This is a genomic window from Bacteroidota bacterium (assembly GCA_016721765.1).
In the GTDB taxonomy this organism is placed as follows: domain Bacteria; phylum Bacteroidota; class Bacteroidia; order UBA4408; family UBA4408; genus UBA4408.
Genome location: JADKHO010000002.1, coordinates 419,476 through 436,020 on the forward strand (window position 1 = coordinate 419,476; position 16,545 = coordinate 436,020).

The following is a 16,545-nucleotide window of genomic DNA, read 5'->3' on the forward strand; positions in this document are numbered from 1 at the left end:
TTTACTTAATCGCTTTTAAGCTCAAATCGAGGCTTTTAACGGAATGCGTTAAAGCACCCACCGAAATAAAATCAACCCCACATTCGGCATAAGCACGGATGGTTTCGAATGTAATTCCACCACTCGCTTCGGTTTCATACTTTCCTTGAATCATTTCAACCGCTTGCTTCAAATCCGCAAGTGAAAAATTATCTAACATTATGCGATTCACCTTTCCAATTTGAAGTACTTCTTGCACCTCTTTTAAATTGCGGGTTTCAATTTCAATTTTAAGTTTTAATTGATTTTTTACCAAGTAAGAATTCGCGGCCAATATCGCTTTTTCAATCCCACCGGCATAATCCACATGATTGTCTTTAATCATAATCATGTCATACAAGCCGAAACGATGATTTGCGCCGCCACCAATTTTTACTGCCCACTTCTCCAACAAGCGCATTCCTGGTGTGGTTTTACGGGTATCTAAAACAGTGGTTTTTAATCCGCTAAGCAGGTGGGTAATTTTATTGGTTGCAGTGGCTATTCCACTCATGCGTTGCATGCAATTTAAGACCAATCGTTCAGCAGTAAGAATGGATTGGGCGCTGCCTTCAACAATTAAAACTATATCTCCTTTTTTTATTGAAGCTCCATCTTTTAAGTAAACCTCTACCTGCAAAGTTGCATCTACTTGCTTAAATATTGCTAAGGCTACTTCCACTCCTGCTAGGATTCCATCTTCTTTTACCAGTAAGTGTGCTTTTGAAATCGCGCTTTTAGGAATGCAGGCTAAGGATGTGTGATCACCGTCACCCACATCTTCGGTAAGTGACCTGCTAATAAAGTCTTGTAATTGTTTAGTGTAATCAGCCTGCATGCGGGTTATTCTTTTTCGATTCGTAATTCTTTTATCATCAACACATCACCCTCCTTCTTAAGAAAGAAATACGTTCGAAAATTTCCGGTACTGGTTTCTAAGTTGCCAATGTTAAACTTTGCACCATCCTTAGATTCGCCACCGTGTTTGGCAGTAAAATTTTTTGGTATATTCTTTTGAAAAAAATCTTTTAAGATAAGTTCTGCTTGGGCTTTACTGTATAATCCTTCGTTTCCGGGTAAGTTTAATTCAACAGAAGCATTAAATAAGGAGGATATCACTTTAAAATTTCCCGAACGCAAAGCTGCATTTATATCTTGCGCAGTATCTGCCAGTACTGTAGTTGCTAGCAGAAAAAAACCAATGCTGGTAAAGTAAAAATACTTTTTCATTTTTTGTTTATTAGATTATCACTGCTAAAGGCAAAAACTAAGCCATACAAAATTAGTGTTCTATTTCTGTGCTGCCAAATATCTAATTAATTTAATTCGGAAATCCGATTTTACAACTAAGTAAATCAACTACCCATATTTTTAATAAAACTCTATGAAATAACCTTAAATAATTAAAAAATTAAACCACTACGTACACTAAGAAAAACACGAAGCACACAAGTAAATAAAATTAAAGGGTAACCTTTGTGTCCCTTGTGCTGCTTTGTGTCCATGGTGGTTAATTTTCAGAAACTTTTAAAAATAGGATGGTGAGCAATTTTTGTAAAAATACCCATTCTTTTTCCATTCAGTTAAATATATTCCTTGCTTGGCGATTTTAGTTTCTACCTAGTGGCATTTGAGTTTACATTTGATTCACAATTAGTTAACACCATGTTAAATTATCGACTAAGCGTTGAAAATAACACACAAACCCTAAAAAAATGAAAAACACTAATCAAAAATTTTATCCAAGCCGTTTTTTGAAATACTTTTTGGCTATTGCCATATTGGTCTCCATTTTTGAAGGCTGTAAAAAAGATTCAGATGAATCACTAAATGTGAGTCCGGATCAAAGTCAAAATACTTATCGCATACTCACTACACCAACCTATAAAGGTGTGTATATCGACAGCTTTGATTGGATTATTGGAGATACCGCCATGGAAAATCCACTTTTGAGATGGTGTAAGAAAGAGTCGCTTAACGCGATAAGTTTATACGATACCAAAGCACTGTTATTAAAATCGTCTAACTTCCCGAAATTGGCCAAGTTTATAAAAAAAGCCCGCACCCAATATGGTATTAAACAAGTTGCGGCGGTGCGTAGTTTAGGATCACAATTTACCGGTTCAACTTCTACTTACAATAAGTCTAGAATCGATACAATGGAACGATTTAACGTATTTAATCTGGAAAATGAATATTGGAATGCGGGAGCTACCAACACTTTTGGCGATTGGTATAAAAATCTGAATACTATGTATACCACGGCACATGCTGCTAGTCCAAAAATCACAAGTGAGTTTTATTTCGGATGGTTTCAAAATCCATCGAATAAAGAAATAACACAAGCTGCGAAAATGGTTTCTACTACCGACCGCATTCTACTGCATGATTACTGGTCATCTCCTAACTTTAGTTACATCCAATCGCGTTTAGCCTTTTTAGGACAAGAAGCATTGAAACAAAATAAAATCATTGATATTGTTGTATTGTTTAGCATTGAACAAACCTTTGCATATGATTATTTTGATGCAATGGGTCAAAACCACAGTTTTGCCGATGCTTACAATTCAATAATTACGCAACACAATGCCACTACATTTACAGGTAAAGACAATATTCGTATCATTGGATATCAATTATTTTGTCAAAGTTGGGCACGAAGAGCACGTCCATTATAAGCATTGGGGGAAACATTAATTAGTGGAGAAATAAATAGCATTAAACGCGATACTTTTTTAATTTTGCGGTTTATTTTTTCGATTTATGACGGCAAAAAGTGTTGCACGATTTAGAGTTCTCCTTTACCTCACTATTTTACTTACCTATCTTGTAATACTTGCCGGAGCTGTAGTTCGCACTACTCAATCCGGTATGGGTTGCCCCGATTGGCCAAAATGTTTTGGAATGTGGATTCCGCCAACCGATGTTTCACAATTACCATCCAATTATCAAGAAACGTATGCACATCGTGGCTATGCCGATACCGGTTTCGATGCCTATCATACTTGGGTGGAATATGTAAACCGTTTGTTTGGCGCAGTATTAGGCATTGTTATTTTTATGAGTCTGATTGCAGCTTTTAGACTTAGAAAAACAAATTCAAAAATTTTTGCCCTCACTTTGCTAGCTTTTATTTTGGTGGGGTTTCAAGCCTGGTTGGGGAGTTTGGTGGTTGCCTCTAATTTGGCTCCGGTTAAAATTACCATTCACATGATTGCTGCGCTGGTATTGCTGGCTTTGCTTATTTATATTTATGATTTGGTTTCGCCTAAAGAATCACTTTCGAAAGACGATTCAAAAGTGCGTGCCTATTTAATGCTGGCCTTAGGTTTTACTGTTATTCAAGTAATGTTGGGAACACAGGTTAGGCAAGAAGTAGATGTTATTTCAAAGGCGCTGGAACACACGCAACGAGAAAGCTGGACAGAAAAGCTTTCTACTGTCTTTATTATTCACCGAAGTTTTTCGATACTCGTGTTGGCATTAAATGCCTGGATTATTATGCAATTGCTTAAGATTTCGAAACATTCCGAAAAAATCAAACAACAGTCGTATTACTTGGGATTGCTGCTTACTGGTGAATTGCTGATTGGTTTTATTCTTAGCCATTTTGCATTTCCTGCAGCCTTGCAACCGGCTCACCTCTTATTTGCCAGTTTGTTATTTGGGGTGCAATTTAAATTGTTGCTGGTTACAAGCCATAAAAATTAATTTTTCGGTAAAAGCATTCTTCCAATTTAGGTGATAATGTGCTTCCATCACTGATTAGATTATTTCTCTAAAAGACAACCCTTACCAGTTTTTAAAATCCCTCTCTAAGCTCCTAAAATCAATACTTTAAAAATTTTAACAAAATAAATTTTGTGCATATTTATCTTTATCGTAATATTGCAATATTAAAATAAAATATGGGAGCGAGCAAAACAGATCATTTTACAAAAAAACAAAACGAAATCTCAACACTTGTCAAGGCATTGGGTCATCCGGCAAGAATTGCGATAATTGAATATTTATTAAAGGTGGATGCCTGCATTTGTGGCGATATTGTGAATGAACTTCCCTTAGCACAACCAACGGTATCGCAGCATTTAAAGGAACTTAAAACAGCGGGTTTAATTAAAGGTTCGATCGAAGGAAATTCAATTTGCTATTGTATTGATGAAACTGTTTTAAATAAAGTAAAAGACTATTTTGCTTCACTGGCCATACGACTTGAAACGAAAAACAAAAACTGTTGTTAACCAAAAATCAAAAAAAATGAGACTCGAAGAAATTAAAAAAATTTTGCCATCATTAGATAATGTGGCTTTTATGCTAGCTAATGGAACAGCAGTTCCTGCGCATTTTCATGTTACTGAGGTAGGCATGATTACAAAACATTTTATAGACTGTGGTGGAGTTATCCGTACCGAAAAAAAGGTAAATTTTCAATTGTGGGACGCCAATGATTTCGACCACCGTTTAAAGCCCGCAAAATTGCTCAACATTATAAAACTTTCGGAAGAAAAACTCGGATTACAAGATGCCGAAATTGAAGTAGAATACCAAAGTGATACAATTGGTAAATATGCCTTGGAATACAACGGCACTAACTTCGTTTTAATTTCAACCCAAACTGCTTGTTTAGCCAGCGATAGTTGCGGAATACCTCAAGATAAAATGAAAGTAAAAATTGGTGAAATCGCACAATCTACTTGCAAGCCGGGTGGTGGTTGCTGCTAGAAATTAATGCATGTCGACTTTAAATTGTGCTCCTGCAGTGGAACGAAAAAAACTTAGCTTTCTAGATCGTTATTTAACGCTATGGATTTTCATGGCGATGGCGCTCGGTGTTGGTATTGGATATTTTATTCCTGCTAGCAGTGTTTTGATCAATTCATTTTCGGATGGAACAACCAATATACCGCTGGCCATTGGACTCATATTAATGATGTATCCACCTTTGGCAAAGGTAAAATATGAACAAATTGGGGAAGTATTTAAGAATAAAAAAATTCTGGGTGCTTCCCTTTTTTTAAATTGGATTGTGGGTCCAATTTTAATGTTTGTACTTGCACTTATTTTTCTCAGCAATTATCCTGAATATATGGTGGGATTAATCCTTATTGGCTTGGCCCGTTGCATTGCGATGGTTGTGGTGTGGAACGATTTAGCTGACGGGAATCGTGAATATGCAGCCGGACTAGTTGCTTTGAACAGTATTTTTCAGGTGCTTTTTTTTAGCCTGTATGCCTATGTATTTATCACTTTGCTTCCACCCTATTTTGGACTGAAAGGATTTGAGGTAAGTATTAGCATAGCTCAAATTGCAAAAAGTGTGGGCATTTATTTGGGCATCCCTTTTGCCATGGGCATTATAACACGATATTCTTTACTTCGCATTAAGGGTGAGCATTGGTTTCAAACAAAATTTGTCCCGCTAATTTCGCCCGTTACCTTAATCGCATTGCTTTTTACCATCATTCTAATGTTTAGCCTTAAAGGCGAATTAATTGTGCAAATCCCTTTAGATGTGTTTAGAATAGCTGTGCCATTGCTTATTTATTTTGTGCTCATGTTTGTATTTAGTTTTTTTGTTGGAAAATATTTCGGAGCCGATTATTCAAAGAGCACGACTATTGCCTTTACAGCAACAGGTAATAATTTTGAATTGGCAATAGCAGTTGCCATTGGCGTTTTTGGAATCAACAGTGGAGAAGCATTTGCAGGGGTTATTGGTCCCTTGGTGGAAGTGCCTGCATTAATTGCATTAGTTAATGTGGCATTTTGGTTTCGCAAAAAATATTATCTACACGAAAGTGTATAAAGTCATAATTATTAAATAGTAATACGCAACAAATTAATTAATATGAGTAAAATTGCATTGTTCAGCGATATTCATGCAAATCTTCCTGCTCTGGAAGCCTTTTTTAAAGACCTCGAAAAAAAAGATGTTGATGCTGTATATTGCTTAGGTGATTTAGTGGGGTATAACATTTGGCCCAATGAAGTGGTACGAGAAATCAAAAAAAGAGGTATTCCCACCATTGCCGGAAATTATGATTTTGGAATCGGCAGAACATCCGATGAATGTGGTTGTGCTTATAAAACAGACGAAGAAAAGGAAATGGGAAAACAGTCCATTTCTTTCACAAATAAAATTATTGAGCCAGCTGAACGCAACTATCTTCGAAATTTAGCTTCCCATATTCGATTAGATTATCAGTTAAATGAACATAACCTTTCCTTGCTAATGGTGCATGGAAGTCCTCGAAAAATAAATGAATATTTGTTTGAAGATCGCGACGAAAAAAGTTTGTTGCGCATCCTTGATCATGCAGCAGCCGATATGTTATTTTTTGGTCATACCCACAAACCGTATCACCGAATTTTAGCATATGAGAAAGAGGGTATTAAAGCTTACAGACATGCCATAAACATTGGCTCCATCGGAAAACCAAAGGATGGTGATCCGCGAGCTTGTTATGCAATCATTACATTGTCTGAAAAAAGTTCTATTTTCGATAAAGAAAGTATTGCGGTGGAATTCGTGCGGGTGGATTATGATGTTGAAAAGGCTGCTACTGCCATTGAAAACAGCATTTTACCCAATGACTATGCTGCCATGTTGAGAAATGCATTTTAAATACGAGTATGAAGTTAACTGTTGATGCTAGCCTTTATTTGGAAAGATTAGAGTTAAAGCATGCCGGCGAATTGTATGCACTTGCTGACTTAAATAGCGCTTATTTAGGTGAATGGATGCCATGGATACAGCAAATGAAGGGGATTGATTTTATTGAAAATTTTATTTCAAAATCTATTCAAAAAAACAATGAAAAGACGGAGCAAGCATTTGCAATTTTCCTAAACAATATAATGGTGGGCCGAATAGGCTTATATAAAATAGATAACTCGAATCAACTGGCAGAAATTGGATATTGGCTAGCGGAATCACAGCAAGGCAAAGGACTAATAAAGAAATCTTGTGAACGCCTAATTACATTTGCCTTTGAAGCGTGTGAGCTTAATCGCCTCGAAATAAAATGTGCGGTTAAAAACATAAAAAGTCAAAATATTCCTAAAAAATTGGGGTTTACGTTCGAAGGCAATTTACGTTCAGCCGAAAAAATAAGGGATGAGTTTCATGACTTAAATCTTTATTCGCTTTTGAAAAAAGATTGGAATAAAAATGCACTTTCAACATTAAGATAAGCCTCATTTATGGCATATTTTGCTTGAAAACAAGCATAGTTAAACAATTTTCCACGATACCATTCAGCTCTATTTTTTTCCCATTGGGGACTTTATGCTTTCCATCCACAGCACTTTTTTGTAACTTTACCTTCCCTTAATGAGTATAGAGTAAGAATGTCGCAAAACGATATTCTTATTTTTTTTTGATAAACCATTTATGAAGCGCATAAATCACGTATTTTTTCAATTTCTTTTTGTTCTCATATCATGCGCAATAGCTGACATAAAAAATGCGTCAGCAGCGCAATTTAGTAAAGCTACTGCCTACCAAACGAGTGGTGCTTTGGTGAACAATGCTAAAAATCAGAGCATCCTCTATCTTAAATTAGAGGCTACCGCCACAAGCACCGGAAAATGGGGCATGACCTCCATTGCATTTACAATGGCTAATACCAATAATGCAGATGTGAGCAAAGCAAAATTGTACTATAATACCTCCAATTCGTTAACAGGAGCTATTCGATTGGATAGTATTTCAAATCCAAATGGAAACATCACTTTTAATTTTAATCTAAGTAATTTGGGAATCAACCCTAGGTATTTGATATTGGTGTATGATATTTCTGCCAACAGTCCCTGCGGTACCGATGTTTTAGATGCCTTTGTTGTTCCAAATTCACTTGTAATAAATGGACTTGGAGCGGGCAATTATACTCCAATTGACAATAATCCAATTGGGAATCGCACTTTAACAGGGAGTTCAATGGCAATTCCCGCTATTTCTATTACCGCCAACAGCACTTCAATTTGTGCCGGAGCAACCGTATTTTTTACAACTTCGGTAAGCAACGGTGGAACTGCTCCTGCATATAAATGGTACATTAATAATGTGCTTCAAAATGGGAGTTTGGGCGCCTTTTCCTATTCAGCTTTCTCGAATGGGGATGTGGTAAGCTGTGTCTTAACTTCTAATCTTGCTTGTGCTAGTCCTGCAGTTGTTTCTTCAAATAATATAACTATTGCCGTTAGTAATGTTTCCGCGACTCCAAGCGTTAGCATAAGCTCAAACCTTAGTGCCATTTGCCCTGGAACAAATGTAACTTTTACGCCATCACCGGTAAATGGTGGAAGTGCTCCCACCTATAAATGGTACCTCAACAATGTCTTAAAAAGTACCAACAACGGCAATTATTCAGTCAGTAATTTAGCAAATGGAGATGTGGTGTATTGTACCATGAGCTCCAATTTGACTTGTGTGAGTCAAAGTACTGTAAGTTCCAACAATATAGCGACCACTGTTTATCCTTCATCGGTTGCTCCCACTATATCCATTGCTGCAAGCAGCACAAGTATTTGCCAAGGAAGTATGGTAACCTTTACGCCAACTTCTACTTATATGGGGCCAAGCGGATTTTATAAATGGTACGTCAATAACACTTTAAAAACTACAAATTCCACCATTTATACTACCACCGCACTTAACAACAATGATATTGTTAAATGCGTGATGACTTCAAGTCTATCTTGTGCTTCACTTACTACAAAAACATCTAATTCCATAAGCATGTCTGTTGGAGGAACGGTGCAAACTCCCAGCTTAAGTATTAGTGCGAGTTCAATTAGTTTTTGTTATGGCACCCCTGTTACCTTTACACCTAGCTCCACAAATGGGGGCTCAGCTCCTACTTATAAATGGTACATAAATTCAATTCTAACAGCTAGCAATTCAGGCACTTTTACGAGTACCACCTTGAACAATAACGATGTGATTTCCTGTATAATGATTCCTTCGTCCACTTGTGTGAGTCAAACTTCTGTAAGTTCAAATTTAATTAGTGTTGCTGTTACCGGAACGCTGGTAACTCCTACGCTATCGATAAACGCTAGTAAAACGAGTATTTGCCAAGGTGAAGCGGTTACATTTACACCAATTGCCACAAATCAAGGAAGCTCTCCCACTTATAAATGGTTCGTAAACAATGTTCTTGCAGCGACCAATACCGGCACTTTTACAACTTCAACCTTATTTAATGGTGATTCAATAACTTGTAGCCTTACTTCGAGTTTGGCCTGTGTTGCTTCAATAAGTGTCGTATCAAATTCCATAAGTATAGCTGTTAATGGAGCTTTGGCTACACCCACAATAGCAATCTCTGCAAGCGCTACGAGCATTTGTCAGGGCACTAATGTCACCTTCACTCCTGTGTTTACGAACGGGGGATCAGCACCAACATTTAAGTGGTATATAAACGGCTCTTACAAAACCACCACCACTGGAAATTACAGTTCAACTACTTTAAATAATAATGATGAAGTTACCTGCAAACTAATTTCAAACCTTAACTGTGTAACCACTCCAACAGTTGAATCTGATGGTGTTTCAATTAATGTTGGCCCTGCTAATCACATTGCAACATTAAGTGGAATTACAACTGTTATGAGCGGCAACACAGCAATGTTCACTGCAAGTAGTAACAACGGCGGCACAAATCCAAAATACCAATGGTTTAAAAATGGTGTTATGGTAGGAAATAATACCTCCACTTATGTGAATGAAGTGTTAGCAAATGGGGATAATATTTATTGTAGAATTACCTCCTCAAACACTTGTACCATGCCTCAAATTACGAATTCTAACACAGTGGTCGTTAGCATTGTTCCGGCAGCTCGTAAGCGCGAATTGTGCATTTTGGATTTAAGTATTCAAAATAAAGAATACAGTAAAGCAAATTTATACAGTTTAAAATACATGCTCGAAGTAGCCGGTATTCCTTATGTGGTAACTACAAGTTGTGTGGAAGCACAAAATTATAAAATGATTGTTGGAACTTCCACTGTGGAAGGCGGTGTATTGGTTTCGGATGAAAGAACGATTATTAAAAACTATATAAAAAGTGGCGGTGTGGTTGTATTTTCGAGGTTAAAGGAAAGTGATTTTTATACCTCCTTTGGAATTTCGGGATATCTAAGCAAAACTACACGGCATACATTAACATGGAATACAGCGGGTGGCGACCCTTGCTTGAAATGGTTTGATGATTCGCTCGAAAAAACAATATCGCTCGGTAATCTTCAATTAGCGAATGTTATTGATTCGCGCAGCTTTACCTTAAATGGGGCTAGTGCATTGGCGCATTATGACGATGGAAGCGTTGCGCTTACTAAAAATGCCTATGGAACCGGCTTTGCCTACGCATTTGGAATTTCTTACAAAGAAATGATTTTGCGCAACCAATTGAATAAAGACTTTGAAGCCCAACGCGATTATACCAATGCATTTGAGCCCAGTACCGATGTGCTTTCTTTTTTGATACGTGGAATCTACACCAACCATATTCCTAAAGGCGTGTGGAAACATACAAGTCCTAAAAATAGTAAGTCAACTTTAATAATGACGCATGATATTGATGCTGCAACTTCCATGGCATTAATGAACACCTTTGCCGATTATGAAAAAAATATGGGCATTCGTTCCACTTATTTTATAACTGCGCATTATACGCACGATTTAAATGTGAGTAATTTTTATGATCCTTACATTGCTGAGATGTCTGCACTAATATCTAAGGGGCACCGTATTGCAAGCCACTCCGTGGGACACTTTAACGATATGAGTGATTCAAATGTGGTACTCTTGGGAGCACCCGGAAATACCAAAACAAGCTACCAGCCCAGCAACATGGGAGGTTCTACTGTGGGTGCTACTTTGTATGGAGAATTAGAAGTATCAAAAGACTTATTAAATACTGATATAGGCGCATCGGTGCGAACCTTTAGACCTGGATTTTTATTGATACACCCAAAACAAACAGAAACCTTAGGGAACTTGGGTTATGAATATAGCTCATCAAATACCGCTTGTGATGTTCTAAGTAACTTCCCGTTTTTGTTACACGAGTATCAAGACTTTGACGCGCCACTAACGAATATTTTAGAAATTCCCTTAACCAATTCGGATGTGGTGCGTGATTATACGTTGGATTCGTTAAACTATCCAACCTTGGTTACCGCATGGAAAAATGTCTATTATAAAAACCATGCAAACAACGCTCCAACGACCGTTCTTATACATCCTACCAAAAATTTTAAATTCCTTGCTGAACAAAGTTTTATCAATCAATTGCCCACCGGAATTGTATATAAATCGATTGAAGGTTTTGGTGATTATTGGAGAAACAGAGCGGAAGTGAGTTATACAACCAGCTTAAGTGGAAGCAATTTAACGATTACTATTTCCAACTCCAGTTTACCCCTTGATAACGATTTTAGCTTAATTGTGGATAATGGTCAAAGCCTTAGCAGTATTGTGGTGCAAGACGAAAGTGGAAATGTTTTAACCTTCGACAGAGGAAATTGGGATAACAATGGTAAAGTACTTTACAATAAAAATGCAAGTGTAAACTATCGCGAAACAAGCACTCCATTAGGCAATGAAAATACCACTGATGCATTTAACAGTAGTGCACAACCCAATCCTTTTTCCGGTATAACAGAAATTTTGTTTCAATTAAATCAGGATTCACAAGTTAATTTAGAGTTATTTAATTTTATGGGCGAACGCGTTGCAACCTTATTAAATAAAGAGCTTAGTGCAGGTTCGCATCAAGAAATTTTTGATGGATCAAATTTAGCCGATGGCATTTATTTTTATCGTTTGAGTGCGAACGGAAAAACAGTGCTCAAGAAAATTGTATTGGCGCACTAACATTTTTTATCCTTTTTAAAAATCCTCGACAGCAAGCCGTCGGGGATTTTTTTTACTTTTGAGTTCCATTCCCAAGTATGAAAAAATTAGTTGCTCTTGTTCTTTTAACTGTGCTGTGTGCGTTTACACCTGCTGCACCTTCCTACCAAATTGCTTTGCTTAAATACAATGGCGGAGGCGATTGGTATGCGAATTTAGAGACATCGCTTCCCAACCTCATTCGCTTTTGCAACGACAATTTAAAAACTAATTTTAGTCCGGAGCAGGCAGTTGTTGATGTAGGAAGTCCTGAACTTTTTAATTATCCTTTTGTACACATGACCGGGCATGGCAACGTTGTTTTTTCGCCTGCTGAAACTGAAAACTTGCGGAATTACTTAATTGGCGGAGGTTTTTTGCACATAAGCGACAATTATGGGATGGATAAATTTATCCGCAACCAATTAAAAAAAGTTTTTCCTGAAGTAGATTTAGTAGAGCTTCCTTTTAATCATCCCATCTATCATCAAAAATTTGATTTCTCGAACGGCTTACCAAAAATACACGAACACGATGGAACCGTTTCACAAGGTTTTGGATTAATTTACGAAGGTAGGCTTGTGTGCTTTTACGATTACGAATGTGATTTGGGCGATGGTTGGGAAGATTATGAAGTGCATAAAGATTCTCCCGAAGCACGTCAAAAAGCCTTAAAGATGGGAGCCAATTTGGTGCAATATGCTTTGACGAAGTAGATTAAGGATTTGGGATTAAGGAATTAGGAATTGTTGATTTGTTGAATTGTTCTATTCAAGTGTCATCCTGAGCGAAGTCGAAGGAGACTTGTTGAATGTTGAATTGTTCTATTCAAGTGTCATCCTGAGCGGAGTCGAAGGAGACTTGTTGAATTGTTCTATTCCAGTGTCATCCTGAGCGAAGTCGAAGGAGACTCGTTGAATTGTTCTATTCTAGTGTCATCCTTAGCGAAGTCGAAGGAGACTTGTTGAATTGTTCTATATCTAGTGTCATCCTGAGCGGAGTCGAAGGAGACTTGTTGAATTGTTCTATCTAGTTTCATCCTGAGCGAAGTCGAAGGAGACTTGTTGAATTTTGAGTTTTGAATTTGTGTTTTGGGAAACTGATTTGGCTTAGCTGATTGCTTCGATGGTATAGGTTGTTCCGTTCATTTCCGAACTATTACCAAGACTTAAATTTTGAAGTTTTATTCCTAGAGGGGATTGAGGTGAAAGAATAATTACCTCGCTACTTTCCACACTTAACTTTCCGATTCCAACACTTAAAAATAAAAACCCTTTGTTTGTTTTTATGAGGCTACCTTTTGTTATTTTCTTTGAACTACTTTCAGGATTTATGCGCTCCAACTCTTCCTTCTGCATCTTGGCTTCTTTTAGTTGATTGCCAATTTTTTCGTATTCAATTTGCATCATGGCTCTTGCGGTTTCGTGCTTATCGCCGGATGAACTTTTTGAATCGTTTTGAGCGCCTTGCGTTAAATCCAATAAAGACGCTTCAAATTGGTTTATTTTTAAATTTAAATAGTTCAAACATGCCGCATATATTTTAACCTTTAAAAGAGCTAAATCCATTAGCTCTTGTTTTGTAAAATTTCCAACTTATAATCTTCGCAACTGCGCATAATCACTTCATGAGCTTCTTGTCGGCCGTAGGTTTGCGTTATTTCTATAACCCGATTTTCAATTCCGGGCATATTTTTATAGGTGAGGAAATAGTGTTTTAAGCGTTGCACAATGGCATCCGGGCAGTCTTCAATATCTTTCCATTCGCGGTACACTTCATCGTTGGCCATTACGGCAATAATTTTATCATCTGCCTCTCCTTTATCAATCATGCGAAAACCCCCGATGGGTATGGCCGGTAAAATAATATCCCCATGTGTTATGTTACGTTCGCTGAGCACACAAATATCCAAAGGATCGCCATCGCCTTTGAGGGAAATTACTCCACTTTTTTGAGAAGAATATTCAGCCGTTTTTTTACCGCAATACGTCTGTGGAATAAAGCCATACAATGCCGGAATAATGTTGCTGAATTTTTGTGGTCGATCCACTTTCAAAAATCCTGTAGCCTTATCTACTTCATACTTCACTGTATCGGAAGGAACAATTTCTATAAAAGCCGTTACAATCTCCGGAATTTTATCCCCGGAAGGGATGCCATGCCATGGGTGTGCTTTAAATTGATTTATCATTTTATTTTTTTTGTAACAACAACATAAATTATCAAAAAGAAAATTAAAGAAGCAAGCAAAAGTAAAAGATTGTTTCCGCCCGAGCCCAGTGCATTTTCGCGTTGTGTAATATCAATGGATTTGCCGGAAGGGTGTTGCGCATTCTTGACTTTAAATCCTATATTTTTTTTCAGATACGCAATTTCATCCTCAAAAGATAAACCTGTATTCACGGCAAAATAATCATCCTTTGCAGCTGCAAAATATTTTCTGTTTCGGTCACAGAAATTTACTTCCAATTGATGGAGTGCATTTAATTTTCCATACACCAACCAACGTTCCCCTTTCGCAAAACTCATTTGGCAAGATGAACTGCAATCAAAACTCAATTGAACGGCGCCATGTTGCACTCCTTTATATACTTCAATTACCTGAGTATATGCTATGCTCCTTGTGTTACAGGAAGAAACAGAATCAATTTTACACTGCAAAATGGCATCAAACTTAATACACTCCACAATGGTAAGCGGGCTTTGTTGCTTACAATCGCAAGCTAAAAGACTTGCAAATTGAAGTAATACAAAATTTAAAAGAAAAAACTTTTTTAAAATCATCAGTCAACACAAAAATAGTTCTTAAAACAGTGCAAAGTAAGCAATAGTAAGCATACCCTTTACTTATTTCGGCAAAAGCACTTTTTAACATCCTTGTGTTACTATAATCCTAGAAAAAATATTTTCAGGCCCTTAATGATAGCTAACTTTGAACCGAAATGAAAACGGCCAAAAAATTACTTCCTTACCTTAAAAACAAATACATTCTCACCATAATAGGTGTGGTGGTGTGGATTGCTTTTTTCGACAAATACGATTTGGTGAGCCAATATCATTCCCGTCAAGCGCTCAAGCAGCTCGAAAAAGACAAACAATATTACACCGAAGAAATCCGTAAAAATCAAGAGGAAATAAATGAGCTGCAAACCAATGCGCAAAGTCTCGAAAAATTTGCACGTGAAAAATACCTGATGAAAAAAGACAATGAAGATGTTTTTTTAATCATCGATAAATCCGCAGCCGATTCTACCGCTAGCAATTAATTGGCCTTAATTTAAAATTTTTTAAAAGGATTAAACACATTCCTATAGAATGTTATTGTTTACTTAAAAACAAGCTAATTGCTAGCATAGCGAATTCTATAAAAATCTATTTCCTTCATCTGACTGAATTAGTTTATCGTCATAAATTAAGTTTACAGGCTTTCAAATCATTTTGATTTTTAATCAAAATGATGAAACAAGAGTTTAGAAATTGCAACAAATAAGCTAAGTTATTTGAAATGGGATGTGCAACTAAACTACCAGCTGAATTACAACAATCTTTAACACTCGGCTCAATTCAAAATTCTTCTATCTTTGAAAACCTAATTTTTATACCAATCATATGAAACTATTAGCAGGAAAAAATGCGCTTATCACAGGTGCGTCACGTGGAATTGGAAGAGCTGTAGCACTTAAATTTGCTGAAAACGGAGCCAACGTGGCCTTTACTTTTTTGAGCTCTGTTGAAAAAGGAAAAGCACTCGAAGAAGAATTAAAAGCTTTTGGCGTGAAAGCAAAAGGATATCAATCTGATGCAGCCGATTTTAAAGCGGCGGATGACCTGATTACAGCAGTTGTAGCTGAGTTTGGAACTATTGACGCCGTTGTTAATAATGCAGGGATAACACGCGATGGTTTGTTAATGCGTATGAGCGAAGAAAACTTTGACGATGTAGTACGTACCAATTTGAAATCGGTATTCAACATCACCAAAGCGGTGCAACGCCCCATGTTAAAACAACGTTCGGGTTCTATTATCAATATGAGTTCGGTAGTCGGTGTAAAAGGAAATGCAGGACAAGCGAATTACGCTGCTTCAAAGGCGGGAATATTAGGCTTCTCCAAATCTGTTGCACTTGAATTAGGATCCCGAAATATCCGCTGCAATTCCATCGCGCCGGGTTTCATTGAAACTGAAATGACAGATGTACTGGACGCTAAAACAGTGCAAGGATGGAGAGATGCCATACCTTTAAAAAGAGGTGGAAATGTGAACGATGTGGCAAACCTTGCCGTTTTCTTAGCTTCGGATATGAGTACATACATAACCGGGCAAACGATTAACGTGTGTGGTGGAATGTTGACTTAATTTGATTAGCTGATTTGTTGATTAGCTGATTTTGATTTTTTGAAATCTTTTGTCATCCTGAGCGGAGTCGAAGGAGGGTTACTGGGTTATTGGGTTGTTATGTCATCCTGAGCGGAGTCGAAGGAGGGTTACTGGGTTATTGGGTTGTTATGTCATCCTGAGCGGAGTCGAAGGAGACGTGTTGAATTTTTGATTTTTTAGTTTAAATATTTTTTAATTGGTGTTTGATTAACCCTGAGCAGCGTTGAAGGGTTGAATTTTGAATGATACAT

The 16,545-nt window shown here is 37.1% G+C and carries 16 protein-coding genes; 11 read left to right on the forward strand and 5 right to left on the reverse strand.

The window, feature by feature from the left end; genetic code table 11:
* Position 1: 1 nt before the first annotated feature.
* The gene (gene nadC / locus IPP32_10115; protein MBL0048435.1) at positions 2-856 is read right to left on the reverse strand and encodes a carboxylating nicotinate-nucleotide diphosphorylase; all 855 of its coding nucleotides are present in this window, start codon (positions 854-856) and stop codon (positions 2-4) included.
* Between the two features lie 5 nt (positions 857-861).
* Positions 862-1,248: a DUF4783 domain-containing protein gene (locus IPP32_10120; protein ID MBL0048436.1), complete on the reverse strand. Its 387-nt coding sequence runs from the start codon at positions 1,246-1,248 to the stop codon at positions 862-864.
* 485 nt (positions 1,249-1,733) lie between these two features.
* Between IPP32_10120 and IPP32_10125 the strand changes: the two genes are divergently transcribed.
* From IPP32_10125 to IPP32_10165, 9 genes are all read left to right on the forward strand, one after another.
* Positions 1,734-2,696 carry a hypothetical protein gene (locus tag IPP32_10125; GenBank protein MBL0048437.1) on the forward strand — a complete coding sequence of 321 codons (963 nt, stop codon included), beginning with the start codon at positions 1,734-1,736 and terminating at the stop codon, positions 2,694-2,696.
* Positions 2,697-2,781: 85 nt separating this feature from the next.
* Entirely contained in the window at positions 2,782-3,729 is a 948-nt protein-coding gene (locus tag IPP32_10130) for a COX15/CtaA family protein (GenBank protein MBL0048438.1), read from the forward strand.
* A 197-nt stretch (positions 3,730-3,926) separates the two neighbouring features.
* Entirely contained in the window at positions 3,927-4,259 is a 333-nt protein-coding gene (locus IPP32_10135) for a winged helix-turn-helix transcriptional regulator (GenBank protein ID MBL0048439.1), read from the forward strand.
* 16 nt (positions 4,260-4,275) lie between these two features.
* Entirely contained in the window at positions 4,276-4,740 is a 465-nt protein-coding gene (locus IPP32_10140) for a hypothetical protein (GenBank protein ID MBL0048440.1), read from the forward strand.
* A gap of 10 nt (positions 4,741-4,750) precedes the next feature.
* Positions 4,751-5,824, forward strand: coding sequence for an ACR3 family arsenite efflux transporter (gene arsB, locus IPP32_10145; GenBank protein MBL0048441.1), 1,074 nt, complete (start codon positions 4,751-4,753; stop codon positions 5,822-5,824).
* A 42-nt stretch (positions 5,825-5,866) separates the two neighbouring features.
* A complete protein-coding gene (locus tag IPP32_10150) occupies positions 5,867-6,643 on the forward strand; it encodes a metallophosphoesterase family protein (protein ID MBL0048442.1) in 777 nt (258 codons plus the stop codon).
* Between the two features lie 8 nt (positions 6,644-6,651).
* A complete protein-coding gene (locus IPP32_10155) occupies positions 6,652-7,212 on the forward strand; it encodes a GNAT family N-acetyltransferase (GenBank protein MBL0048443.1) in 561 nt (186 codons plus the stop codon).
* 199 nt (positions 7,213-7,411) lie between these two features.
* Positions 7,412-11,899 (forward strand): T9SS type A sorting domain-containing protein, encoded by a 4,488-nt coding sequence (locus IPP32_10160; protein MBL0048444.1) that lies wholly within the window; start codon positions 7,412-7,414, stop codon positions 11,897-11,899.
* 77 nt (positions 11,900-11,976) lie between these two features.
* Positions 11,977-12,633 carry a DUF4159 domain-containing protein gene (locus IPP32_10165; GenBank protein ID MBL0048445.1) on the forward strand — a complete coding sequence of 219 codons (657 nt, stop codon included), beginning with the start codon at positions 11,977-11,979 and terminating at the stop codon, positions 12,631-12,633.
* A 393-nt stretch (positions 12,634-13,026) separates the two neighbouring features.
* Here the strand turns inward: IPP32_10165 and IPP32_10170 are convergent, their stop codons facing one another.
* From IPP32_10170 to IPP32_10180, 3 genes are read right to left on the reverse strand one after another with little or no spacing between them, the layout of a single operon-like run.
* Positions 13,027-13,485, reverse strand: a complete 459-nt coding sequence (locus tag IPP32_10170; protein MBL0048446.1) for a hypothetical protein — start codon at positions 13,483-13,485, stop codon at positions 13,027-13,029.
* Positions 13,485-14,108, reverse strand: a complete 624-nt coding sequence (locus IPP32_10175; protein ID MBL0048447.1) for an inorganic pyrophosphatase — start codon at positions 14,106-14,108, stop codon at positions 13,485-13,487. Before IPP32_10175 ends, IPP32_10170 begins: the two co-directional genes overlap by 1 nt.
* Positions 14,105-14,701 carry a hypothetical protein gene (locus IPP32_10180; protein ID MBL0048448.1) on the reverse strand — a complete coding sequence of 199 codons (597 nt, stop codon included), beginning with the start codon at positions 14,699-14,701 and terminating at the stop codon, positions 14,105-14,107. Before IPP32_10180 ends, IPP32_10175 begins: the two co-directional genes overlap by 4 nt.
* Positions 14,702-14,859: 158 nt before the next feature.
* Here IPP32_10180 and IPP32_10185 point away from each other — a divergent pair, with 158 nt between their 5' ends.
* Together IPP32_10185 and fabG are read left to right on the forward strand one after the other, a co-directional pair.
* Complete coding sequence (locus tag IPP32_10185; protein ID MBL0048449.1) at positions 14,860-15,183, forward strand: septum formation initiator family protein; 324 nt, start codon at positions 14,860-14,862, stop codon at positions 15,181-15,183.
* Between the two features lie 343 nt (positions 15,184-15,526).
* Entirely contained in the window at positions 15,527-16,273 is a 747-nt protein-coding gene (gene fabG, locus IPP32_10190) for a 3-oxoacyl-[acyl-carrier-protein] reductase (GenBank protein ID MBL0048450.1), read from the forward strand.
* Positions 16,274-16,545: the final 272 nt, after the last annotated feature.